A 23,046-nucleotide genomic window follows, 5' to 3' on the forward strand; every position below is an offset into this window, starting at 1 on the left:
TCAGCAATGACATCGTCACAATCGCGCTGCGGCCGCTGGACACCCTTGAGCATTCTGGCCGTCGTCGCCGGTTTCATCGTGTGGTGGCCGCTTGGCCTCGCCGCCCTGGCCTATACGCTGTGGGCGGGCCCCGTCGACCGCCTTGCCGATGAAGGCGCGCAGAAGCTGCGCGAGACCTTCGGCCGGCGCGGCGGCAGCGGTTTCTATCGCGGCTTCCAGAAGAGTTCTTCCGGCAATGCCGCCTTCGATGCCTACCGCGCCGAGACGCTGCAGCGCCTCGAAGCCGAGCAGGCCGAATTCGCCGAGCATCTCAAGCGCCTGCGCGAGGCGCGCGACCGTGAGGAGTTCGAGCGTTTCATGGCGGAGCGCCGGACGCAATCCTGATTGAACAGAAGACAGCACCATGCGAGAACCCGGCTTCATCGAGCCGGGTTTTTTATTGGGAGCACGGAATGGATCTGGGATTGAAGGGCCGCACGGCCATTGTCTGCGCCTCGAGCCGCGGCCTCGGCAAGGCCTGTGCCTTGTCGCTGGCGCGTGAAGGCGTCGCCATCGTCATCAATGGCCGCGATGAGAAGGCTCTCGCCGCAACCCGCGACGAGATCGTGAAGGCGACCGGCGCCCAGGTCACCGCCATCATCGCCGATGTCGGCACGAAGGAGGGACAGGACGCCCTGCTCGCCGCCTGCCCCGAGCCCGATATTCTCATCAACAACAATGGCGGCCCGCCGCTGCGCGATTTCCGCGAGCTCGATCGCGAGGCGCTGCTCGCCGGCGTCGTCCAGAACATGGTGACGCCGATCGAGCTCATCCAGCGGGTCGTGCCCGGCATGACGCGCAAGAAATTCGGCCGCATCGTCAACATCACCTCCGTTTCGGTGAAGATGCCGATCCTCGGTCTCGATCTCTCCTCCGGCGCCCGCGCCGGCCTCACCGCCTTCATGGCGGGACCGGCGCGTGACCTCGCGGCGCACAACATCACCGTCAACCATCTGCTGCCCGGCATGTTCGACACCGACCGCTTGCGCAACTCGACCGGCCGCATGGCGAAGATGCAGGGCAAGAGCGACGCCGACATGGCGGCGCAGCGCCAGGCGACCGTGCCGGCGAAACGCTTCGGCGAGGCCCATGAGATCGGCGAGATCTGCGCCTTCCTCTGCTCGGTGCAGGCCGGCTACGTCACCGGCCAGAGCATTCTCGTCGATGGTGGATTGTTCAACGCAGTGTAATCCACGTCCACCCCCTCATGCTGAGGTGCGAGCGTAGCGAGCCTCGAAGCATGATCCAGGCACAAAGGGCTCGCCGCTCCTCGCGCTCTACCGCGCATCCTTGCGGGTCCGCGCGATGAGCGCGCGGGCGGCGGTATCCCAGGCGCCCAGATGGTCGATCATGCCCTGCTTGCCGCCAAAGGCCTGGCGCGCATTTTCGCCATCGGGCGCGCTGAAGGCCCAGCTGTTGCCGCCCGGATTGCATTCGAGCGCATAGAGCTTGCCGGTCCCCGTCTCGCGCAGCACATCGCAGCCTTGCAACGGCACGTCCGGCAAAACCTGGCCCATCCGCCTCGCGAAGGCGATGACCTCCTCGTCGCGCGCCGCGGCGGTGTGATTTGAGCCTTTGACGACCGCGTTGCTCGCCACCTGGCCGTCGAGCAGCGTGCGGTCGCTGGCCATGAGCGACGGCCGCTTGAGCGAGGAGAAAATCGTGCGGCAGCAGAGCGCCTCGCCGAGCAGCGTCTCGACCCTGAAATGCGTCGGGTAGTCGCCGGTATCGATGAATTGCTGGATCAGATAGATGTCGTTGTGGATCGGATGGCTGGCATTGAAGAGCGCCGGCTTCAGCGCCGCGACGCGTTTGGTGCGCACCAGATGGATGCCGAGCCCCTTTGAATTGATGCGCAACGGCTTGAGGATGACATAATCGCCGAACAATGCCGGATCGGGGTTCAAGCCGAATTTGAACACGCCGGTCTTGGGTGTGGGAAGCCCGGCTTTCAGGAACAGCTGATATTGATCGGTCTTATAGATGCGCTGCTGGCGCAGCACGGCGCCACGCTGCGGCTCGAGATCGAAGCTGTTGCACAGAGCGACGACGAGCGCGGGCTTCGACCACAAGCCGGCGGGCGGCAGCTGCCCGCCGCGCGCTCTGAGCACCACCGGCCTGATATCGGGCGCCATGGCCGCGACCTTGAGCGCGATCTCGTTGAAATCGGCGAGATCATGCTCATTGCGGCAGATGATGATCAGCGTGCGCTCGCTCATCACTTCACCAACGGCGTCTTCGCCGCTTCATCGAGGATCCAGTCGCGGAAGCTGCGCACCAGAGGATCATTCTGCGTCTCGACCGGCGAGATGACGTAATAGGCGAATTGCGGCGGCCCCTTGATGGTCACCGCGAAGGGCTGCACCAGGCGTCCCGCCGCCAGATCGTCGGAGACCAGCGACGAGTCGCCCAAGGCCACGCCCTGCCCGTCGATCGCCGCCTGCAAAGCGAGACCAGAATTGTCGAGCCTGAGGCCCGCGGTCTCCTGGTAGTCGGTGACGCCCGCCGCCAGCAGCCACATCCGCCAATTGGGCCAGATCACCCCGGGCGCACTCCATTCGACATGGATGAGCCGGTGCTGCAGCAGATCGCGCGGATGCAGCAGCGGCTTTTTGGTCTTGAGCAGCGCCGGGCTGCAGACCGGGAAGATCGTGTTGTCGAACAGCCGGTCGGCGCGGTGGCCGGGATAATTTCCGTTGCCGAAGCGGATCGCGACATCGATCTCGTCCCGGCCGAAATCGCGCACCCGGTCCGAGACGTCGAGGCGGACATCGACGCCCGGCATCGACTGCATGAAATCGTCGAGCCGCGGCACCAGCCAGCGCGCCGCGACCGATGTCGAGGCGGTGACCCGCAAGGCCGCGCTGTCGCGCCGGCGTTGCATCTGCCCCACCGCGCGGGTGAGCCCCGCCAGCGCCTCGGTCACGGCGGCGTGGAGGGTCTCACCGGCCGATGTCAGGCGCATGGACCGGCTGGTCCGCTCGAGCAGGCGGATATCGAGCTGGTCCTCGAATTCCTTGATCTGATGGCTGACGGCGGCGGGCGTCACATGCAGCTCCTCCGCCGCCCGCGTGAAATTGAGATGCCGGCCGGCGGCCTCGAAGACTCTCAGCGATCCGGTCCCGGGAATGGGGCGCACCATGGTCTATCTTCAAATGAAATTATCAGATGGAATGAAAACTACTCGTTTGTTTAAGTAAATACAACAGCCTATCTCTGGATCATCAAGAATGACTTGTTGTCAAAGGATGAAGACCATGTCCAAGAGCCCGGTTTACCAGATCCCCCAGAACCACAGTGTCTCCCCCGGCGCCCTCTTAGGCTCGCTTTACAATGGTATCCGCCGGTCGATCCTGCGCTTCACCGCCGTCAACGAGCTGGAAAATCTCAGCGACCAGCAGTTGCGCGATGTCGGCATCGACCGTCACCAGATCGAGCAGGTCGCCGCCCGCGAAATCGCCAAGCTTTACGCGAAATAGACCCGGAACGGATGTTCCCCGACGGCCGAACAGAACCGGTTAGTTGCGACAACAGGGTACGAACACGGGTTGTCTATTTTGACGTGGCCTCAAGAGGAGGTTGTATCTGGCCTCATGGCGGTTTCAGCCTTCCCACATCGTGACGGCCGGCCCGGAGTTCCCGGCGATCGGGTCCTGGGCCGGCCTGGCCACCTTGCCGATCCGCGCCCGTATCTGAGCCTTGTCGGCCTCGCCGGCGCGCTTGAGATCGCAACGGGCCCCGGGCGGATAGGCGCCGATGACCAGAAGATCGCCACTCGCCGAGAGCCGCTGGTGTCCGGTGCCCGCGGGCAGCAGCACCGCATCGCCTTTCGTGACCTTGACCTCCTGCCCTGACGCGCCGCCGAAGCGCACCAGCGCCTCGCCTGCCGCAATACCGAGCACCTCATGAGCGTTCGAGTGATAATGCGGAAAGGCAAAGATGCCATTGCGCCAGCCGTCGCCCCAGCCATGGCGCGCGAACAACAGCTCGAAGGCGCGGGCAGCATCCGCCACATCGGCCCCGATCACGCCTTGATAGACGATCATCGGCCACCGCGGATGGTTCGGGATATCGCCGTCATCGGCAAAATTGAGCGCGCTGATCTTCACGGGTCCTCCGGTTCCTGCGGCTTGAGCCGCGCCAGATAACGTAAGGCGGAGACCGGCTCAGCCCCTTTGCGGATCTCGAAATAGAGCTGTGGCCGCGCGGCAAAACCGCTCGCGCCGCTCCTGGCGATCACGTCGCCGGTTCCCACCTCATCGCCCCGGTTCACATAGAGCTCGTCATTATGGCCATAGACCGTCACCCATCCCCCTTCGTGGCGGATCAGCACGAGATTGCCATAGGTCTTGAGCGACCTGTCGGCATAGATGACCGTGCCGGCAAGGCTGGCCCGCACCTCGGTTCCCTTGGGGACCAATATGTCGATGCCGATGGCGCGCGCCGGGCTCGGCCGCCCGTCATCCTCATCGACGACCTGCCCCACGACCGGCCAGGCGAAAGGCGGAAGATAATTCACTGCTGTCTCGGCCCCCAGGGCGAAGGCCATGAGACCCAGAACGACGAAGAGGCGCGCCATTGCGATCCGAGATTAACAGACCCGCCGGACGGCGTCGAATTACGTCAACCTGGCATCGATCGAGAAGCGCCCGGCCCCGCGCGCGGCCAGGATCAGCAGGGCGCCTGCCAGCGCCAGATCCTTTTCGAGCTGGATCTGCTGGGCCCGCTGGGCGAGATCGGCATGGAAGATCAAGGCGGTCAGGAAACAGAAGCCGGCGAGGAGAAAGGCGGCGATCTGTGTCCGCCAGCCGAGCAGGATCGCGATCCCGCAGCCGAGCTCGACGGCGATGGCGAGCGGCAGGAGCGCCGCCGGCAGCCCATAGGCCGCCATGTATCTGAGCGCCCCGCCTGTATCCCAAAGCTTGTCCGCCGCCTCGATGACGAACAGGGACGCCAGAAGGACACGGCCGGCAAGCTCAGCCGTCGCGCCGAGAGGAATGCCGGCCGTTGCCATGTCAATTGGTCCCGGCCGCTTGTGTGATCGCCGCACTCAGATCGGCGAGCTCCTCGCAGCCTTGCGGGCAGAGCTTCTTGAGCCGCGCTTCATTGGCGCGCGCTTTGCCGAGATCGCCGATCTTCACATAAAGCTCGCCTGAATATTCGAGTGCGCCCTTGTGATCGGGATCGAAATCGAGCGCCTTCTGATAAAAAGTGAGCGCGGTGGTGAGATCGCCGCTCTGCCGGAGGCTGTAGCCCAGAAGATTATAGACATCGGGATTCTGCACGCCGCTGTCGACCAAGGCATTGAGGCCGGTGATAGCGCTCTTGAAATCCTGGGCGGCGATGTGGGCGCGGATGGCGCTGAGATCGGGCGTTGCCGCTGTCGGTGTATCGACCGCGAAGGCGGGTGTGGCAACGGCCAGGAACAGGCCGGCATAGAGGATGGGGCGTAGATGTCTCATCGGAAAACTCCTTGTGGGAATGCGCTGTCAGAGGGTGACGGGCACGAACGCATAAGCCGCGCCGTCCTTGGTGAAAGTGCCGGCGCCCGGGAACGGGAAATGCGCGCCCGCCACCAGCATCTTGTCGGCGATGACGCGATCGATCAGCCGCCGGCGTGTCGCGACCGCCAGCGGCCCGTCCTGGTCATAGGCGCCCTGCCAGTCCGGATGCGGCGCCAACAGCGCCGGCACATAGGCCGTGTCGTTCGACACCATGAGCTGCTGATCGCCCGAGCTCACCAGGAAGGCCGAGTGTCCGGGTGTGTGCCCTGGCGCCTTGACGAGATGGATGCCGGGCGCGACTTCCTTTTCCCCGCTGACCAAAGTGAAATTCGACCAGCGCGGAAACACCTTGTTGATGCGCTGGCCCAGCGCCTTGCGCGCTTCCGGCAATTTGTCGACGCGGCCGGGCTCGGTCCACCACGCATATTCGGCGCTGCTCACGACGAGCTCGGCATTGGGATAGACCGGCTCGTCGGTCACCCTCTCCATCAGGCCGTAAATATGATCAGGATGGAAATGCGAGATGAGGATCGTGCCGATTTTGGTCGGATCGATGCCGGCCGCCTCCATATTGGTATGCAGATGACCGGCGGTCGGCTGCCACTGCGCGCCCGACCCCGCATCGACCATGATATGCCGGTCGCCGATCGTCAGCACGATGACGGTCAACGGAATGGGCACGTAATTGGTGACGAGCCCGGCTTTGGCGAGCGCCGCCTTGGTCTCCTCGATCGAGGCGTTTTTGATGAAGGCCGGGTCATGTGGCTTCCTCCAGATGCCGTCATAAAGCGCCGTCACCGTGATCTGCCCGACCTTGTAGCTGTGGAAGCCGGTGGCGGGCTCGTCGGCCGTGCCGGCAAAGGCTGCGGGCACGTGAAGCCGGGCGGTAAGCCCCAGCGCGGCGGCGAAGGCGGTGCTTTGAACGAAGACGCGGCGGGACAGGTTATACATGGGAACCTCCGGATAGGGATGCGTGGTGCTGCCCTTCCGAGACTCCGCCGCCGGCTCACCTATTCCTACGATCGCTCTTCGGCCGTTCACGAATATTTTTCTCCGCCGCGGGGAATAGACCGGACCTTGGCGGAGTCTCATAGAGGTCATGAGCATGGATCCCGGCACCGCCGCCTTGCGCGATTTCGAGCGTCAGGCGCTGGCCCATATGGATGCCGCCTACAATCTCGCCTTCTGGCTGGTGCGCGAGCGCGCCGATGCCGAGGACGTGGTGCAGGACGCCTATCTGCGCGCCTTCCGGGCTTTCGCCACGGTGACCGGCGACGACATCAAGCCCTGGCTTCTCACCATCGTGCGCAACGTCGCCTATCGCTGGCTTTCGGTCCGTAAGCGCCGGACCAATGTCATCCCGCTCGACAGTGTGCTGCCCAATGCCGACCGCGACGAAGCGGGGCCGGTCTTCGAGATCGCCAGCGACGCGCCTTCGGCGGAGGACATGCTGCTCGGCCGCGCCGACCAGGCCTTGGTGCATCGCGCCCTCGACCGGCTGCCGCCCGCCTTTCGCGAGACCATCATCCTGCGCGAGATGGAGGAGCTGAGCTATCGCGACATCGCCCGCATCACCGAGGCCCCGATCGGCACCGTCATGTCGCGCCTCGCCCGCGCCCGCGACCAGTTGAAGGAAGAGCTCACCGAGCTCATCGCCAAGGAGACCCGCAATGCGCTGTGACCATGACCGCGCGCGCATCGCCTTGCTGCTCGACGGCGAGCTTCCGGCGCCCGAGCGTGATGCCGTGACCCGCCAGGCCTCGGACTGCGCCGATTGCCGGCGTTATCAAAGCGAGCTCCTTGCTTTGCGCGGCCAGTTGCGCCGAGCCCGGGCGACGCCGTCCCCGGCCCTCGCCGACCGCCTGCGCCTCAGGCTCGATTACGAAGCGGCGGAGATGGCCGCGGGCCCCGCGCGCCCTGTGACACCTGGGCGACGCGCGGCCCAGCTCCTGGACCGCCTGGAGCCCTATTGGCGGGCCTATGGACGCCAGGCCGCGGCTGTCCTCGCCGCCTGCCTCCTCTCCGTCGCCGCGACCCTCTGGTGGGTCGGGCAGAATGCCGGCCCGGGGCCGGACCAGGCACATGACGTTCTGGCCGCTCATGTCCGCTCGCTCCTGCAGGACAACAGCGTCCAGGTGGCATCGCTCGACACCCACACGGTCAAGCCGTGGTTCGCCGGCCGGCTCGACTACACGCCGGTGGTCAAGGATCTCGCCGCCGACGGCTTCAAGCTCGAAGGCGGCCGGCTCGATTATGTCGACGGCCGCCGCGTCGCCGCCTTGGTCTATCTGCGCCGCCTGCACCGCATCAGCCTGTTCATCTGGCCCGCGGAAGGCCCCGAGACGGCGCCTCAGCGGGCCAAGATCGACGGCTACAATCTCATCTCCTGGCGCAAAGCCGGCATGCGCTTCTGGGCGATTTCCGATCTCGATGAGACAGAGCTGGGACAATTGCCCGAGCTTCTGTAACAATGTGGCTTCGCAGGGAAAGGGCGCGCATGGCTGCCAAAACGCGAATCGGGTATTTCGTGGACACGTCCGATGGTTCGTTGGCCGTCTGGGCATATAAGTGGCTGATCTGGGGAATTGGAACTGCGCAGATAGCCTTGGTCGGCTTGTTCGTGCTGCTTCCCAGATCGTGGTTTGAACAGGACTTCCTGCGCGAGATATCTGAGGCAGCAACGGCGTGGTGGCCAAAACTTGCGTCCGACCAAGCGGCGCTCTCCAGCTTGAACCCGTCCTTCGCCGGCAAGTTTGTCGTATTCAGCCTTGTCGCTGCCCTGCTCTGGTTGATTTCCACCGCGATCCTGCTGCCAATACTTGTTGCGGCGCTGGCACGATCCGGCCAATCTCCTGATCGCACATTTCAGAATTCGCCCAAACCATTGCTGGCGCTGGTCTTCTGTCTCCTATTCCTACTTTTCGTCCTTGTCTGGCCAACCCCCTTTCAGAGATTTACGTCATCCGAGCCCGTCCTATTATATTCGGGACTGTTTTGGATTGCGCTCCAGGTTTTCCTGGTGAACGCGGTTTCAATGTCGAGCAAGTTTGTCTTTGGCCGACGTGCCGGCTAATCAGAAATCCGCGAGAGATAAGGCTTATAGTGCTCGAAGAGCCCCTTCTGAATGTCGGGAATGAGAAAGCCATATTGCGCCGGCAACAGCCGCGCGAGAGTCAAGGTACTCGCATCCGGCTGCTTTCGGCCGCCGGACAAGGCAACGGGCGTTGGACCTATGCCAGGCAAAGTGACCAAGCCTCGCCATTTGCCACCCGCGTGCGTGAACGTACCCAGCTCCGAATCCGTATAGGGGTCTGATTTGAAAAGACCAAACATGGTGCGTGACCCATCCAGGTAAAGCCCACATGTTGCTCGCCAGCCACTATATTCCGATTGATGCATCATGTAAAATTCTCTAGAAGCCCCGCATGATCGATCATGTGACATTCGCCGTCAGCGACGTAACGAAAAGCAAGCGGTTTTACGAACAGGCCTTCGCGCCGCTCGGCTACCGCATCGCCTTCGGCGACGAAGGCCGCTTCTGGGCCTTCGATATCGGCGACGGGCTGTTCGAGATCATGCAGGTGGAGGACAAGGGTCCCCTCACCCGCGTCCATGTCGCCTTCCGGGTGAAGAGCAAGGAACTGGTCCGGGAATTCTACGAAGCCGCTTTGGCCGCCGGCGCCCAGGACAATGGCGCGCCCGGCCCCAGGCCCCAATATACGCCCGATTATTACGCCTGCTTCGTTCTCGATCCCGATGGCTACAACATCGAGGCGATGATCGACCAGGCGGACGCCGGCCAGCCCTGATTAAAAACCTAAACTCATCTACAGCTTAGGCCAGTATTTGGCTGGACACCCGGGAATCGCTTTGCTAGACAGCAGCCCGCGAGACGGTCTTCTGGCCCCTCCGGTACTTCCTTGATGGTCGGGCGCATAGCTCAGGTGGTAGAGCAGCTGACTCTTAATCAGCGGGTCGTAGGTTCGAGTCCTACTGCGCCCACCAAGGAAATCAGAGAGTTAAGGGACTTTCCCCTTTTAATCCCAAATAATAGGCGTGCCGCGAGCGGTGATGCCATCCTAAAGCTTTGGAAGCCACCCTATATTAGGGGGTGAACAGGCTTTGGACGGTCGCCCCATGAGCGTACTTCTGCTTCTGGTCGCCATAGTTTTCGTCACCCTTTATGCTCTCGGCCAAGGCTTGATGCCGGTGCCCTTGCAGAGCTTTCTGACTCCGCTCCTCCTATTATCGATTCTCTACGTTCTAAGCTTCGCAGCCCTGGCCCTGATCGAGCCTAGGGGGCCGGCCATGAACGGCCTCGCCGTCCTGTTCCTGGCCGTCATCGCCCTTTATGGCGGCCGCCGCCTGTGGAGCCGTATCGGCGAAAAGCGCAACTCCTGACAACTGTCCCCAACCGTCATCTGATCGTCATCCGCCCCGCCTTTAAGTTTCCCTCGAACGATTCCACCGGCACATCACGCGAGGGGACCACCATGCTTCGACCGATCATCAAAACCACACTAGCAGCGGCCTTGCTGACCGGCACGGCGCTTACTTCCAATGCCGCCGAGGTCTTCAACCGCATCGCCACTTTCCATGTCGTCGACAATCTGCCCGCCGGTGCCGATCCGGCGAAATCCACCGTCGCCGAGATCATCACCGCGACGCCCGACGGCAAGACGCTCGTTTATACCGACAGCCCCGGCGAGCGCATCGGCCTCATCGACATCACCGATCCCAAGGCGCCGAAGCCCGCCGGCACGGTGGCGCTCGGCGGCGAGCCGACGTCGAATGTCGCCCTCGGCAACTATGCGCTGGTCGGTGTCGTCACTTCCAAATCCAAGGCCGAACCCTCGGGCCATCTCGCCATCGTCGATCTCGCCAAGAAGGAAGTCGCGGCGACCTGCGACGTCGGCGGCCAGCCCGACTCGCTCGCCAAGAGCGCCGACGGCAAGTTCCTCGCCATCGCCATCGAGAATGAGCGCGACGAGGAAGTGAATGACGGCAAGATCCCCCAGCTTCCCGGCGGTACGCTCGTGAGCTTCGCCGTCAAGGAAGACGGTTCGGTCGACTGCGCCACCAAGAAGGTCATCGACGTCTCCGGCCTCGCCAAGATCGCGCCGGAAGACCCCGAGCCGGAATTCGTCGACATCAACAGCAAGAACGAAGTGGTGCTGAGCCTTCAGGAGAACAACCACCTCGTCATCGCCGATCTCGCCACCGGCAAAGTCATCGCCAATTTCAGCGCCGGCACTGTCGATCTGAAGAACATCGACACCGAGAAGGACGGCATCATCTCGCTATCGGCCAAGAAGGACGCCGTGCCGCGCGAGCCCGATGCGGTGCATTGGATCGACGATGAACGTTTCGTCACCGCCAATGAAGGCGATCTCGACGGCGGCAGCCGCGGCTTCACCATCTTCAAGAAGGACGGCGCCGTCGATTTCGAAAGCGGCGCCTCCTTCGAATATCAGCTGGTGCGCCTCGGCCACTATCCGGAGAAGCGCAACAAGAAGGGCGTCGAGCCGGAAGGTGCGGAGGTCGCGACCTTCGGCAATGACCGCCTGATCTTCATCGGCTCCGAGCGCGGCTCGATCGTCGGTGTCTACAAGGATGAAGGTGCCGGCAAGGCGCCGACCTGGCTGCAGGCGCTGCCGGGCGGCATCGGTCCCGAAGGCCTGCTCGCCGTGCCTGACCGCAAGCTTTTCGTCACCGCGTCCGAAACGGATCTGCGCGAGGACGGGCTGATCGGCTCGATCGTCACCATCTATGAGCGGGGCGAAGGCGACGCCAACTACCCGACCCTCGTCTCCGCTGATGACTCCGATGGCCTGCCGCTGCCATGGGCGGCGATCTCAGGGACCAATGCCGACGCCAAGGAACCGGGCAAGCTTTATGCCGTCACCGACAGCGCCTTCAAGCAGGGCCGCATCCTCACCATTGATGCGACGCAGAAGCCGGCGCTGATCACTCGTGCCCTCACCGTCACCAAAGGCGGCGAGCCGGCCAAGCTGCTCGACCTCGAAGGCATCGCTTTGTCATCCGACGGCGGTTTCTGGCTCGCTTCCGAGGGCAATCCGGAGCGTGAGAAGGACAAGACCCAGTCGATGCTGGTCAAGACCGACGCCAAGGGCGCCATCCTGGAAGAGATCGCCATCCCTGAGGCGCTGGCCCAGCAGGCGACCCGTTTCGGCTTCGAAGGGGTGACCGTCACCGGCTCCGGCGCCGACGAGACGATCTGGCTCGCGGTGCAGCGCGAATGGAAGGACGACCCCAAGGGTTTGACCAAGCTCCTCGCTTACAAGCCGGCGGACAAGAGCTGGGGCGCCGTCCACTATCCGCTCGACAAGGCGGAAAAGGGCTGGGTCGGCCTCTCCGAGATCACCGCCGTGCCGGGCGGCCTGGTGCTCATCGAGCGCGACAACCAGGTCGGCAAGGATGCCAAGATCAAGAAGCTCACCTTCGTGTCGCTCGACGGCGTCACCCCTGCCCCGCTCGGCGGCGCGCTGCCGGTCGTCGCCAAGAAGGACCTGCGCGACCTCCTGCCCGATCTCGCGGCGCCCAAAGGCTATGTCCTCGACAAGGTGGAGAGCTTCGCCGTCGACGCGGCGGGCGATGCTTATTTCATCACCGACAATGACGGCGTCGACGACCATTCCGGCGAGACGCAGTTCATCGGCCTCGGCAAACTGAACCTGCCGATGTAACGGGCGGCACATTCACAACTCGTCATGGCCGGGCTCGACCCGGCCATCCAGTTTCTCCGCAGCCACGTACTTCGCAATTCGTCATGGCCGGGCTTGACCCGGCCATCCAGCCGTGCCGAACATAGGCGCATGAGAGAAGGCCACGTCTACATGATGGCCAACAAGCGCAATGGCACGATCTATATCGGCGTCACGAGCAATCTGTCCGGCCGCGTCTTCGAGCACAAAGAAGGGCGCGGCGGTGTTTTCACGCGCAAATACGGCCTGAAAATGCTCGTCTGGTATGAGACATATCCCTCGGTCGCCGATGCCATCCAGCGCGAGACATCGCTGAAGCGGTGGCCACGCAAGTGGAAGCTCGATCTCATCGAAAAGATGAATCCCGAATGGGAGGACCTCTATCTGAGCTTCTGAGCACGTATATCCCAGTCCGTCATGGCCGCCCCTGAGGCGGCCATCCAGCCCATCCGCCAAACAGTTGCATGACGGTGAGGCTGGATGGCCGAGTCAAGCCCGCCATGACGGGACGGCGAAAGGCCTCAGTCGTATCCTAATTCGTCATGGCCGCCCTCGAGGCCGCCATCCAGCCCATCCGTCTAGCAGTTGCGTGGCGGGAGAAGCTGGATGGCCGGGTCAAGCCCGGCCATGACGGGATGGGAAAGGCTGTGTCGCGATCTAGGAAACAAAATGGTCGGGCTAAGTCCGGCCATGACGAACTGGGGAAGCCTACACAGCGACCTAGAAACCGAAATGGCCGGGATAAGCCCGGCCATCACGATTATCGGAATGCGTACGAAAACCCTCACGGCCCCCGGCGCGCATCGCGCTGGAGATCGACGCCTTCGAGCTGGCCCTTGGCCTGCTTGATCTTGAGCTTGTTGAGCGCCGACACATAGGCCTTCGCCGACGCCACCAGCGTGTCGGGGTCAGAGCCCTTGGCAGTCACCTGCTTGCCCGTCGCCTCGTCCTCGAGCCGGATCGAAACTTCCGCCTGCGCGTCAGTGCCTTCGGTCACCGCATGCACCTGATACAGAGCGAGCTTCACCTCATGCGGCACCAGCGCCTTGATGGCGTTGAAGATCGCATCGACCGGGCCGTTGCCGGTCGCCTGATGGGTCACGTGATGCCCGTCGATATCGAGGGTCAGCGTCGCCGTCTGCGGCCCCATCGTGCCGGCGATCACCGTCAGCGACAGAACCTTGATGCGCTCATGCTGCTGCGCGATCTCGTCATCGACCAGCGCCTCGATATCCTCGTCATAGACATGCTTCTTGCGGTCGGCCAGCGCCTTGAAGCGCGCGAAGGCGTCCTCGAGCTGGTTGTCGCCCAATTCGTAGCCCAACTCCTTGAGCTTCTCCTTGAAGGCATGGCGGCCGGAATGTTTGCCCATCACCAAAGAGGTCTTGGTCACGCCGACCGAGGCCGGTGTCATGATCTCATAGGTCTGGGTGTTCTTGAGCATGCCGTCCTGATGGATGCCCGATTCATGCGCAAACGCATTCCGCCCGACGATCGCCTTGTTGTATTGCACCGGGAAGGACGTCACCGCCGCGACGAGCTTCGACACGCGGTTGAGCATCGCGCTTTCGATGTTGGTGCGGTAGGGCAAAACATCGCCGCGCGTCTTGATCGCCATCACCACTTCTTCGAGCGCCGCATTGCCGGCGCGCTCGCCGATGCCGTTGATGGTGCATTCGATCTGGCGCGCCCCGCCATGGAGACCGGCGAGCGAATTAGCCACCGCGAGGCCGAGATCATTGTGGCAATGAACGGAAAACACCGCCTTGTCGGCATTGGGCACACGCGCGCGGATGTCCTCGAACATCTTCTGATATTCGTCCGGCGTCGCATAGCCCACCGTGTCCGGCAGGTTGATCGTCGTGGCGCCGGCCTTGATGGCGGTCTCGACACAGCGGCAGAGATAGTCGATCGGCGTGCGCGTCGCATCCATCGCCGACCATTCGACATTGTCTACGAGATTGCGGGCGCGCGCGACGGTGGACGAGATGATGTCCAGCACCTCTTCCTGCGTCTTCTTCATCTGGTGTGCCAGATGGATCGGTGATGTCGAGACGAAAGTGTGGATGCGCGGGCGCCGTGCATGTTTCACCGCCTCGCCGCAGCGGTCGATGTCCTTGTTGATGGCGCGGGCGAGGCCGGCGATCACCGAATTCTGGGTACGCTTGGCGATGGCGGTCACCGCCTCGAAGTCGCCTTCGGACGCGATCGGGAAGCCCGCCTCGATGATGTCCACCCCCATCTCGTCGAGGAGCTCGGCGACCTCGAGCTTCTCGTCATGGGTCATGGTGGCGCCGGGCGACTGCTCGCCGTCGCGCAAGGTGGTGTCGAAAATCACGACTTGGTCGGAACTCATCGGTATTGTCCTGTCATGGCGCCGGATAATATCCGGCTGGCGGTCTTAAGATCTGGTTTGGAAGCTGACATCCCCTGAAGACCCGCCCGTGAGAGGGCTGCCGATGTTCAGGGGCATCTAAGAAGCAGGCCGAGACCGGCCAATCCGGCGCAAAGGCAGCCGGTCGGGGCAAGGGTCTGGGTCGATGCATAAGCCATGTCGGGGCTGTTGATAGCGCAAGGCCAAGCCATCCGCAACCTCCTACATGGCCAGATCTGGGAATAGCCTCCCGCCGCCCGGCGTCGCATTCTTTGGGAGAGTAGGCCCGGATCGGCCGGGCATGGAGGATCCCATGAAAAAAGCCCTGATTTTTGCATCTTTCCTGGCTCTGGCGACCCCGGCTTTGGCCAACCAGTGCCCGACCCTGATGAACAAGATCGACGAGGCGATGAAGACGACCCAGCTCGACGACGCCAAGAAAGCCGAGGTCATGGCCCTCTACACCAAGGGCAAGGCTGCCCACGAAGCCGGCGACCATGCGGCCTCCGAAGCCGATCTCAATGCCGCGTTGAAGCTGCTCGGGCAGTAACGCGATCCGCTGACCTCTAAAACTATCCCCCTCTCCCGTCCGCAGGATGGGAGAGGGTGGCCGAAGGCCGGGTGAGGGCTCTTTGTCAGAGGCCTCACAGTATTTCAGAAAGAGTCCTCATCCGCCCTATCGGGCACCTTCTCCCATTGCTGCGCAACGGGAGAAGGGAAGTCGGAGGCAGCGCTGGCCCCTAACCTTCCAATGAACTAAGCTTCCCCAACCTGTCCGCGAGAGACGGGACGTCGGGGGAGAAACATGGACACGCCGCAGCTTCCGGCTTTGCGCTCCTACCAGTCGTGGATCGCCAATGAAACGCTCGAAGACTATTCGCTGCGTTACGCCGCGCGTTCCTTTCGCCGCTGGACGCCCTTCGTCATTGCCAACACCGCCATCGGCGGCATTTCCTTCCTGGCGCTCGAAGCCATCGGCGGCGCCATCACCCTCAATTACGGCTTCGCCAACGCCTTCCCGGCCATCCTGGTTGTCTGCCTGTTCGTCTTCCTGACCAATCTGCCGGTCGCCTATTATTCCAGCCGCTACAATATCGACATGGACCTGCTCACGCGGGGCGCCGGCTTCGGTTACATCGGCTCGACCATCACTTCGCTGATCTACGCCACCTTCACTTTCATCTTCTTCGCCCTCGAAGGGGTCATCATGGCCCAGGCGCTGAAGCTCTATGCCGACATCCCGATCGTCATCGGTTATGTCATCTCCTCCCTCGTCATCATCCCCATCACCTTCATGGGCATCACCATGATCAGCCGGCTGCAGATGATCACCCTGCCGATCTGGATCATCATGATGCTGGCACCGTTTTTGTGGATCGCTTTCGCCCAGCCGGAAGTCCTCCAGCAATGGACCGCCTATCGCGGCAACTCAGCCGGCGGCGGCGGCTTCGACGTCATTTCCTTCGGCCTCGCCATCGGCGTGCTCTGCTCGCTCACCATCCAGATCGGCGAGCAGGTCGACTACCTCCGTTTCCTGCCCGACCGCGACAAGGTCAGCGGCTTCGCCTGGTGGAGCGCCGTCATCGCCGCCGGCCCCGGCTGGATCATCATCGGCGGTTTCAAGATCCTGTGCGGCAGCCTGCTCGCGGTGCTGGCGGTGTCTTCCGGCCTTTCCCACACGACGGCGCTCGAGCCGATCCATATGTATATCAAGGCCTATGGCTATATGATCGACGATCCGCGCCTCGTCCTCGCGGCGGCGGCCATCTTCGTGATCGTGTCGCAGGTCAAGATCAATGTGACCAATGCCTATGCGGGCTCGCTCGCCTGGTCGAACTTCTTCGCCCGCGTGACCCACTATCATCCCGGCCGCGTCGTCTGGCTGGTCTTCAACATCCTCATCTCGCTGCTTCTGATGCTGCTCGGCATCTTCGAGACGCTGGATCTGGTGCTGGCCGTCTATTCGATCATCGCCACCGCCTGGATCGGCGCCATCTTCGCCGATCTGGTCATTCTCAAGCCCTTGGGCATCAGCCCGCCTTTCGTCGAGTTCAAGCGCGCCCATCTGCATGATTTCAATCCGGTCGGCTGCGGCGCCATGGCCTTCGCCTCGCTCGCCGGCATGATCTGCTTCACCGGCGGCCTGGGACCGCTGGTCCAGGCCTATGCGGCACCCCTATCCTTCGTCCTATCGCTCGCCGCTGCCGTTTTGATCGGCATCGCCACCAAGGGCCGCTATTATCTCGCCCGCGAGCCGGTGGCCCCCTCCCCGACTTCCGGCACGCTCATCCGCTGCGAGATCTGCGACCACGACTATGAGCGGCCCGACATGGCCTATTGCACTTTCTATGCGCGGCCGATCTGCTCGCTCTGCTGCAGCCTCGATGCCCATTGCCACGACGCCTGCAAATTCTCGACTACCGAGCTCGAGACCTCGCGCTCGCGTTATCTCGGCCGCTCCTTCACCGCCAAGATCGCGCCCCGCATGGCGCAGCGCCTGCTGAAGGTCTCGGGCGTGCTGATGGCGCTCGCTGTCGTCACCGGCGCCGTGCTCCTCATCACCTATCGCCTGGTCGACCCGGGCGCCGAGATGCTGCGCCTCGACAATGACACGCTGCTGCTGCGCATCTTCCTGGCCTTGCTGCCTTTGCTCTGTATCGGCGCCTGGTGGATCGTGCTGTCGCATGAAAGCCGCGAATTGGCCGAACGTGACCTCGTCGCCTCGCTCGAGCGCCTGCGCGAGACGCAGGCCGAGCTCGCCCGCAATGAGCGCCTCGCGGCCATCGGCCAGATCACCGCGACGGTGAGCCATGAATTGCGCAACCCGCTCGGCACCCTCGTCACCTCGCTTGATATCCTGAACCGCGCATTGCCGGCGCAAGGCGGGCCTGTCCAGGAGGAGATGCAGCGCATAAGGCGCAATGTCTGGCGCTGCGTCCATATCATCGAGGATCTGCTGGAATATTCACGCCGCAAGAAGCCGGTGCTGGCGCCGGTGATGATCGACCGCTGGGTCGAGCAGCAGGTCGCCGACCAGCCCGGATCGGCCGGCATCGACATCACGCTCGATCTCAAGACCGGCGCCGTCCTCCCCGCCGACGGCCAGCGCCTGCGCCAGGCTTTCGACAATGTGCTGCACAATGCCGTCCAGGCGCTCGAAAGCGAGCCTCAGAAGCCGGATCGCCGCGTCACCATCGCCACCGCCCGCGACGCCGATTTTATCGCCCTAACCATCGCCGATAACGGCCCCGGCATGGCACCCGACGTCGCGGCCAAGATCTTCGAGCCGCTCTACAGCACCAAGGCCTTCGGCGTCGGCCTCGGCATGCCGCTGGTCAAGCGCATTATCGAGGATCATGGCGGCGAGGTCCGGGTCACCACCGCACCCGGCGAAGGGACACGCGTCGCTCTGCGCCTGCCGATACGCCCATGACCGCAGGGCTATCGCACATCCTGCTCCTTCCCTGCGCGAAGCGCGGGGAAGGTGGCGCGCAGCGCCGGATGGGGTGTGGTGCAACCGACGAAGTCACGGATAGCCGCACGAGAATGGCTCAGCATAGAGGCCATCAGATGTGGAGGCTCACCGCCCACGCGGGGTCACCCCCTTCCGGCGCTGCGCGCCACCTTCCCCCGCTGCGCGGAGGAAGGAGGAGATGTTTCATGCGGTTACCCCGCCCATGACCGGCCCCGCGAGCGACATACCGGTCGACTTCATCCTCGACGACGCCGGCGCCCCGGGCTCAGGCCCCACGCCGCGCAGCGTGCTGGTGGTCGACGACGATCCCGACTTCGCCGAAAGCCTCGTCGGTCTCTTGCAGATGGAAGGCTATGAAGCCGCCCTTGCCCGCAATGCCGAGATCGCCGAGGCGCATCTGCGCGAGCATCGTGTCGCCGTCGCTCTCATCGATCTCAGGCTCGATCTCGGCAGCGGCATCGATCTCATCCGCAGCCTGTATCAGAGCGCGCCCGATCTCGTCACCGTGATGATCACCGCCTATGCCTCGATCGACACCGCCATCGAGGCGATGAAGGCCGGCGCCTATGACTATCTGTCGAAACCCTTCTACACCGAGGACCTCCTCGCCACGCTGGAGCGCTGCTTCGAGCGCATCCGCCTGGTCGAGGAGCGCCGTCGCGCCGAGGACCGGCTGCGCCAGATCCAGCGCATGGAAGCGATCGGGCAGCTCACCAGCGGCGTGGCGCATGACTTCAACAATGTGCTCGCCGTCCTCTATGGCAATCTGAACTGGATGCGCGAGCGGACCGACGACCCGAGCTTGCGCGAGATGATCGACGACGCCCTCGATGCGGCGCGCGCCGGCTCGGAAATGACGGAAAGGCTGCTGGCTTTGGGCCGCCTGCCGATCAGCCAGAGTCTGCCGACCGACCTCACCGAGGTGCTGCCGGCCTTCGCCCGCGTCCTCAGCCGCACGCTAGGCGAGAGCGTCACCATCGATCTGGCCCTGCCGTCATCGCTCCATGCGATCGAGATCGACCGCGGCCAGCTCGAAAGCGGCCTCCTCAATCTGGCGCTCAATGCCCGCGACGCCATGCCGGAAGGCGGCACCTTGCGCTTTGAGGCGGCCAATCTGGTAATCGCACCGGAGGACGCCCGTGTCGCCTCCGGCTTGCGGCCCGGTCCCTATGTGCTGCTGTCGGTGATCGATACCGGCCAGGGTATGCCGCCCGCCATTGCACGCCGCGCGCTCGAGCCGTTTTTCACCACCAAGCCGCCCGGCTATGGCAGCGGCCTCGGCCTCACCATGGTCGATGGTTTCGTGCGCCAGGCCGGCGGGCGGATCGGCCTCACCAGCACACAAGGCCACGGCACCCGCATCAATCTCTACTTCCCGGCTCTTACCGCGAAGCCGTCGCCTTCCTGAGGCGGCGCGAACATGTAGCCCAAGCCCCGCACCGTCTTGATGAATTGCGTCGAGCGCACATCGTCTTCGAGCTTGCGCCTGATCTTGCCGATCAGCACATCGATGCTGCGGTCATAAGGCGTCCAGTCGCGATTGGCGACGATATCGAGTATCTGCTCGCGTGACAGCACGCGGCCGCGCCGGCGCACCAGCGCCTCCAATATATGGAATTCCTGGCTGGTCAGGCGCACCTCGCGGCCGTCAGGCGCCTTGAGCTTGTAGCGTGCCGCATCGAGCAGCCAGCCGGCGAAACGCATGGTCGTCTCGGTCTCATCCGTCTCGTTGCCGCTGCTGCGCACGAAGCGGCGCAGAACCGTGCGGATGCGCGCCAGCAATTCACGCGGCTCGAAAGGCTTGGTCACATAATCGTCGGCGCCGAGCTCCAGGCATACGACCTTGTCGATGGTCGCGGCCTTCCCCGACAGCACGATCAGCGGCAGGTCATATTGACTGCGCATACCGCGCGCCAGTGTCATGCCATCCTCGCCCGAGGGAAAGCTCAGATCGAGAATGACGAGATCGACCGCGCCATTGGCGAGCGCGCGGCGCATCGCCCGCCCGTCATGCACGGCGGTGACGGCATAACCTTCGCTGCCGAGAAACTTGCCAAGAAAGCCGCAGACACGCCGATCGTCGTCGACCACCAGAATGCGGGATTTGAGGGCGCCCGGCTGCATGGGTTGAGCATAGACGCAAAACAGGCCTGAGGTCGAGCTTCGAGCGCACCCGCTGACGTCCATGTGACCCGTCATTTACAAAAAATTACAGAACCGCCCCTCCCCGGATTCAAACCGGTTACGCGGAGCCCCTAGCGTCCGCTTCCATGCCGCATCGGATCGGCCGGTGACGGTGGCACGACAAGAATGCACTCAAAGGAGGAACCCATGCCGAAGACCGTGTTCAAGATCGATCTCAACAAGGCGCCGGAAGACCAGGCGATCAAGACTCACAATCGCTGGCATCCCGACATTCCGATGGTCGAGACCTTCAAGCCCGGCGATACGTTCCGCGTCGAATGCTACGACTGGACCGGCGGGCAGATCGGCAACAATGACAGCGCCAATGACGTGCGCGACGTCAATCTCACCAAGGTGCATTATCTGAGCGGCCCCTTCGGCGTCGAGGGTGCCGAGCCGGGCGATCTCATGGTCGTCGACATTCTCGATATCGGCGCGCTGCCCAATTCCGAATGGGGCTTCAACGGCATCTTCGCCAAGGAGAATGGCGGCGGCTTCCTCACCGAGCATTTCCCCGAGGCACGCAAATCCTGCTGGGACTTCCACGGCATCTACACCACCTCGCGCCATATTCCAGGCGTGCGTTACCCGGGCATCATTCACCCCGGTCTGATCGGCTGCCTGCCCGATCACAAATTGCTGGCCGAAGCCAACAAACGCGAGGCGGCGCTGATCGCCACCGATCCCAACCGCGTCCCGCCGCTCGCCGCCCCGCCCTTCGCCGATACGGCGCTGATGGGCCAGATGAAAGGTGGAGCAGCCGCGGCCGCCGCCAAGGAAGCCTGGCGCACCGTGCCGCCGCGCGAACATGGCGGCAATTGCGACATCAAGAATCTGTCGCGCGGCTCGAAGGTCTATTTCCCTGTCTATGTGAAGGGCGGCGGTCTCTCGATGGGCGACATCCACTGGTCGCAGGGCGATGGCGAGATCACTTTCTGCGGCGCCATCGAAATGGCCGGCTGGATCGATATCGGCGTCAGCCTGATCAAGGGCGGCATGGCGAAATACGGCATCATCAACCCGATCTTCAAGCCGAGCCCGATCGATCCGCATTTCGACGACTATCTGATCTTCGAAGGCATCTCGGTCGATGAGCATACAGGCGAGCAATATTATCTCGACGCCCATGTCGCCTACCGGCGCGCCTGTCTCAACGCGATCGAGTACCTCAAAAAGTTCGGCTATACCGGCGAGCAGGCCTATATGATCTTGGGCACCGCGCCGGTCGAGGGCCGCATCAGCGGCATCGTCGACATCCCCAATGTCTGCGCCACCCTCGCCATCCCGACGGCGATCTTCGACTTCGACATCAATCCGACCGCCACCGGACCGAAACGCGAAGTCTCGGGCGTCAGCGTCGCCAAGACGACCTGACGGTTCTCTATGGAAGCAATGCCGGGGTGCTTGCGCATCCCGGCTCTCACCATCAACGCTTTCGGGAGATACCGCCATGCTGCTCGGCCTGTCCCTGCTTTATGTCGGGGCCGTTCTCACCCTCAACGGTCTCTGGCTTCTCGGCCATATCGGCGATCGCGAGATCGTCGTTGTCAACGTCGCCTCCGGCATCGTGACCTTCTGCGTCTCGCTCTATCTGGCCTTCGGCCTCGCCGATCCGGGCTCGATCCGCGCCGCGGCGCTGACACTGCTCTTCACCGTCACCTATTTCTGGGTCGCCCATAACCGCCTCGCCACGGTCGATGGCCGCGGCCTCGGCTGGTTCAGCCTGTTCGTCGTCATCACTGTCGTGCCGGTCGCCTTCTCCACCCTCACCACGGCCTCGACGGGCATCGATATGTGGATGGGCTGGAACTGGGTCGGCTGGGCGGTGGTATGGTTCCTCTATTTCCTGCTGCTCACCTTGAAGATGCCGATCCTCAAGCTGACGGGAGCCGCAACGCTGGCGGCCGGCCTGCTCACCGGCTGGCTGCCCGCCGTCCTGATCATCGAAGGCAAGCTGTAACGGGAGTACGCCATGCCGCTCTATAATTATGTCTGTTCCACCTGTGGCCCCTTCGATGCCTGGTCGCCCATGGCGCATGCGGACAGCCCCTGCGCCTGTCCCGATTGCAACCGGCCAAGCACCCGCGATGTCGCCGCCCCGCATCTGAGCCTGATGAACGGCACGTTGCGCAAGGCACTCACCCGCTCGGAGAGCAGCACCAGCGAGCCCAAACGCGTCAAACGCGCCCATCTCGCCAATTGCGGCTGCAAGATGTGCGGCGGGTCCAAGAAATCCTCCCCGATGCGGCGTTGGATGATCGGCCACTAGCAGGCTAAAGGTCATCGCCGCACCCTTGGCCCGGGCATTGCCCGGGCCTTTTGATTTGGCTATGGAACCGGCAAAGTTCCGTCACACTTCTCAGCCAGTTTCGCCAGATAACAACCGGTCAGGGGATCGTCCGCCATGAAGCTCTTCCTTCTCGCCCTCGCTTTGCTGGCGGCCACTGCGGTGCCGGCTTTCGCCAAACCCTGCGACGATGAAGTCAAGCAGGTCCAGGCGGCGCTGGGCTCGGCCCAGATCTCCGATGACGAGCGCGCCCAGGTTCAGGACATGGCCAAGCAGGCCGCCCAGCTCTGCGCCGCCGGCAATGACCAGGAGAGCATCGACGTTTCCGCCGAAGCCAAGGCGGTGCTGAATATAGACTGACGGTCTGCGGCGCTCTTGCAATGATGGGCGGAGCCGGGAAATACCAGGCTCGTGAGCGTGTGCCGGAGAGGTCGAATGAGAAAAATCAGAAAATTCCC

Annotated in this window: 26 protein-coding genes and 1 tRNA gene; 18 read left to right on the forward strand and 9 right to left on the reverse strand. The window is 63.4% G+C overall.

All coding sequences use genetic code 11. The features are described 5' to 3' along the window. The first annotated feature begins 6 nt into the window (after window positions 1–6). A complete protein-coding gene (locus tag JHL16_RS03140) occupies window positions 7–384 on the forward strand; it encodes a DUF2852 domain-containing protein (RefSeq protein ID WP_200183436.1) in 378 nt (125 codons plus the stop codon). A gap of 68 nt (window positions 385–452) precedes the next feature. Further along, complete coding sequence (locus JHL16_RS03145; RefSeq protein ID WP_200183437.1) at window positions 453–1,229, forward strand: SDR family oxidoreductase; 777 nt, start codon at window positions 453–455, stop codon at window positions 1,227–1,229. An 87-nt stretch (window positions 1,230–1,316) separates the two neighbouring features. On the opposite strand, the gene JHL16_RS03150 is transcribed toward JHL16_RS03145, so the two are convergent. Both JHL16_RS03150 and gcvA read right to left on the reverse strand, forming a co-directional pair. Further along, window positions 1,317–2,258, reverse strand: coding sequence for an ATP-grasp domain-containing protein (locus JHL16_RS03150; protein WP_200183438.1), 942 nt, complete (start codon window positions 2,256–2,258; stop codon window positions 1,317–1,319). After that, window positions 2,258–3,181, reverse strand: coding sequence for a transcriptional regulator GcvA (gene gcvA, locus JHL16_RS03155; RefSeq protein WP_137860357.1), 924 nt, complete (start codon window positions 3,179–3,181; stop codon window positions 2,258–2,260). Before gcvA ends, JHL16_RS03150 begins: the two co-directional genes overlap by 1 nt. A 115-nt stretch (window positions 3,182–3,296) precedes the next feature. Here gcvA and JHL16_RS03160 point away from each other — a divergent pair, with 115 nt between their 5' ends. After that, the gene (locus tag JHL16_RS03160) at window positions 3,297–3,518 is read left to right on the forward strand and encodes a DUF1127 domain-containing protein (RefSeq protein WP_200183439.1); all 222 of its coding nucleotides are present in this window, start codon (window positions 3,297–3,299) and stop codon (window positions 3,516–3,518) included. A 123-nt stretch (window positions 3,519–3,641) separates the two neighbouring features. On the opposite strand, the gene JHL16_RS03165 is transcribed toward JHL16_RS03160, so the two are convergent. From JHL16_RS03165 to JHL16_RS03185, 5 genes are read right to left on the reverse strand one after another with little or no spacing between them, the layout of a single operon-like run. Next, window positions 3,642–4,148 carry a cupin domain-containing protein gene (locus JHL16_RS03165; RefSeq protein WP_200183440.1) on the reverse strand — a complete coding sequence of 169 codons (507 nt, stop codon included), beginning with the start codon at window positions 4,146–4,148 and terminating at the stop codon, window positions 3,642–3,644. Continuing rightward, a complete protein-coding gene (locus JHL16_RS03170) occupies window positions 4,145–4,618 on the reverse strand; it encodes a murein hydrolase activator EnvC family protein (RefSeq protein WP_200183441.1) in 474 nt (157 codons plus the stop codon). The genes JHL16_RS03165 and JHL16_RS03170 overlap by 4 nt, the downstream gene beginning before the upstream one ends. 39 nt (window positions 4,619–4,657) lie before the next feature. Continuing rightward, the gene (locus tag JHL16_RS03175; protein WP_200183442.1) at window positions 4,658–5,053 is read right to left on the reverse strand and encodes a DoxX family protein; all 396 of its coding nucleotides are present in this window, start codon (window positions 5,051–5,053) and stop codon (window positions 4,658–4,660) included. 1 nt (window position 5,054) lies between these two features. Next, window positions 5,055–5,501 (reverse strand): tetratricopeptide repeat protein, encoded by a 447-nt coding sequence (locus tag JHL16_RS03180; RefSeq protein ID WP_200183443.1) that lies wholly within the window; start codon window positions 5,499–5,501, stop codon window positions 5,055–5,057. A 27-nt stretch (window positions 5,502–5,528) separates the two neighbouring features. Then, window positions 5,529–6,494 carry an MBL fold metallo-hydrolase gene (locus JHL16_RS03185; RefSeq protein ID WP_200183444.1) on the reverse strand — a complete coding sequence of 322 codons (966 nt, stop codon included), beginning with the start codon at window positions 6,492–6,494 and terminating at the stop codon, window positions 5,529–5,531. 148 nt (window positions 6,495–6,642) lie between these two features. Here JHL16_RS03185 and JHL16_RS03190 point away from each other — a divergent pair, with 148 nt between their 5' ends. The 8 genes from JHL16_RS03190 to JHL16_RS03225 all read left to right on the forward strand — a co-directional run bounded on the left by JHL16_RS03190 (window position 6,643) and on the right by JHL16_RS03225 (window position 12,664). Further along, complete coding sequence (locus JHL16_RS03190) at window positions 6,643–7,224, forward strand: sigma-70 family RNA polymerase sigma factor (protein WP_200183445.1); 582 nt, start codon at window positions 6,643–6,645, stop codon at window positions 7,222–7,224. Then, window positions 7,214–8,011, forward strand: a complete 798-nt coding sequence (locus tag JHL16_RS03195) for an anti-sigma factor family protein (RefSeq protein WP_200183446.1) — start codon at window positions 7,214–7,216, stop codon at window positions 8,009–8,011. The genes JHL16_RS03190 and JHL16_RS03195 overlap by 11 nt, the downstream gene beginning before the upstream one ends. Before the next feature lie 29 nt (window positions 8,012–8,040). Then, complete coding sequence (locus JHL16_RS03200; RefSeq protein ID WP_200183447.1) at window positions 8,041–8,616, forward strand: hypothetical protein; 576 nt, start codon at window positions 8,041–8,043, stop codon at window positions 8,614–8,616. A gap of 352 nt (window positions 8,617–8,968) precedes the next feature. Beyond that, complete coding sequence (locus tag JHL16_RS03205) at window positions 8,969–9,352, forward strand: VOC family protein (protein WP_200183448.1); 384 nt, start codon at window positions 8,969–8,971, stop codon at window positions 9,350–9,352. Between the two features lie 120 nt (window positions 9,353–9,472). After that, window positions 9,473–9,548, forward strand: a tRNA-Lys gene (locus JHL16_RS03210). Between the two features lie 132 nt (window positions 9,549–9,680). Next, window positions 9,681–9,944, forward strand: coding sequence for a hypothetical protein (locus tag JHL16_RS03215; protein WP_200183449.1), 264 nt, complete (start codon window positions 9,681–9,683; stop codon window positions 9,942–9,944). A 92-nt stretch (window positions 9,945–10,036) separates the two neighbouring features. Next, the gene (locus JHL16_RS03220; protein WP_200183450.1) at window positions 10,037–12,250 is read left to right on the forward strand and encodes an esterase-like activity of phytase family protein; all 2,214 of its coding nucleotides are present in this window, start codon (window positions 10,037–10,039) and stop codon (window positions 12,248–12,250) included. A gap of 129 nt (window positions 12,251–12,379) precedes the next feature. Next, on the forward strand, window positions 12,380–12,664 hold the full coding sequence (locus JHL16_RS03225; RefSeq protein WP_200183451.1) for a GIY-YIG nuclease family protein: 285 nt from the start codon (window positions 12,380–12,382) through the stop codon (window positions 12,662–12,664). A 388-nt stretch (window positions 12,665–13,052) separates the two neighbouring features. Here JHL16_RS03225 and JHL16_RS03230 read toward each other — a convergent pair whose 3' ends face one another. Then, window positions 13,053–14,624, reverse strand: a complete 1,572-nt coding sequence (locus tag JHL16_RS03230; protein ID WP_200183452.1) for a 2-isopropylmalate synthase — start codon at window positions 14,622–14,624, stop codon at window positions 13,053–13,055. A gap of 331 nt (window positions 14,625–14,955) precedes the next feature. Between JHL16_RS03230 and JHL16_RS03235 the strand changes: the two genes are divergently transcribed. The 3 genes from JHL16_RS03235 (at window position 14,956) to JHL16_RS03245 (ending at window position 19,525) form a co-directional block, all read left to right on the forward strand. Next, window positions 14,956–15,192 carry a hypothetical protein gene (locus JHL16_RS03235; protein WP_200183453.1) on the forward strand — a complete coding sequence of 79 codons (237 nt, stop codon included), beginning with the start codon at window positions 14,956–14,958 and terminating at the stop codon, window positions 15,190–15,192. 255 nt (window positions 15,193–15,447) lie between these two features. Further along, window positions 15,448–18,075, forward strand: coding sequence for an ATP-binding protein (locus tag JHL16_RS03240; protein ID WP_200183454.1), 2,628 nt, complete (start codon window positions 15,448–15,450; stop codon window positions 18,073–18,075). Between the two features lie 220 nt (window positions 18,076–18,295). Continuing rightward, window positions 18,296–19,525, forward strand: a complete 1,230-nt coding sequence (locus JHL16_RS03245; RefSeq protein ID WP_246770747.1) for a response regulator — start codon at window positions 18,296–18,298, stop codon at window positions 19,523–19,525. On the opposite strand, the gene JHL16_RS03250 is transcribed toward JHL16_RS03245, so the two are convergent. Beyond that, on the reverse strand, window positions 19,486–20,241 hold the full coding sequence (locus JHL16_RS03250) for a winged helix-turn-helix domain-containing protein (protein ID WP_200183455.1): 756 nt from the start codon (window positions 20,239–20,241) through the stop codon (window positions 19,486–19,488). The two genes, JHL16_RS03245 and JHL16_RS03250, sit on opposite strands and share 40 nt — an antisense overlap. A gap of 207 nt (window positions 20,242–20,448) precedes the next feature. Here JHL16_RS03250 and fmdA point away from each other — a divergent pair, with 207 nt between their 5' ends. The 4 genes from fmdA to JHL16_RS03270 all read left to right on the forward strand — a co-directional run bounded on the left by fmdA (window position 20,449) and on the right by JHL16_RS03270 (window position 22,948). Continuing rightward, window positions 20,449–21,675 (forward strand): formamidase, encoded by a 1,227-nt coding sequence (gene fmdA / locus JHL16_RS03255; protein WP_200183456.1) that lies wholly within the window; start codon window positions 20,449–20,451, stop codon window positions 21,673–21,675. A 76-nt stretch (window positions 21,676–21,751) separates the two neighbouring features. Continuing rightward, window positions 21,752–22,261 (forward strand): AmiS/UreI family transporter, encoded by a 510-nt coding sequence (locus JHL16_RS03260; RefSeq protein WP_137858263.1) that lies wholly within the window; start codon window positions 21,752–21,754, stop codon window positions 22,259–22,261. 12 nt (window positions 22,262–22,273) lie between these two features. Beyond that, the gene (locus JHL16_RS03265) at window positions 22,274–22,570 is read left to right on the forward strand and encodes an FmdB family zinc ribbon protein (RefSeq protein ID WP_200183457.1); all 297 of its coding nucleotides are present in this window, start codon (window positions 22,274–22,276) and stop codon (window positions 22,568–22,570) included. A 135-nt stretch (window positions 22,571–22,705) separates the two neighbouring features. Further along, window positions 22,706–22,948, forward strand: a complete 243-nt coding sequence (locus JHL16_RS03270) for a hypothetical protein (protein ID WP_200183458.1) — start codon at window positions 22,706–22,708, stop codon at window positions 22,946–22,948. Window positions 22,949–23,046: the final 98 nt, after the last annotated feature.

Origin of the sequence: Taklimakanibacter albus, assembly GCF_016595235.1 — a bacterium.
GTDB lineage: Bacteria > Pseudomonadota > Alphaproteobacteria > Rhizobiales > Aestuariivirgaceae > Taklimakanibacter > Taklimakanibacter albus.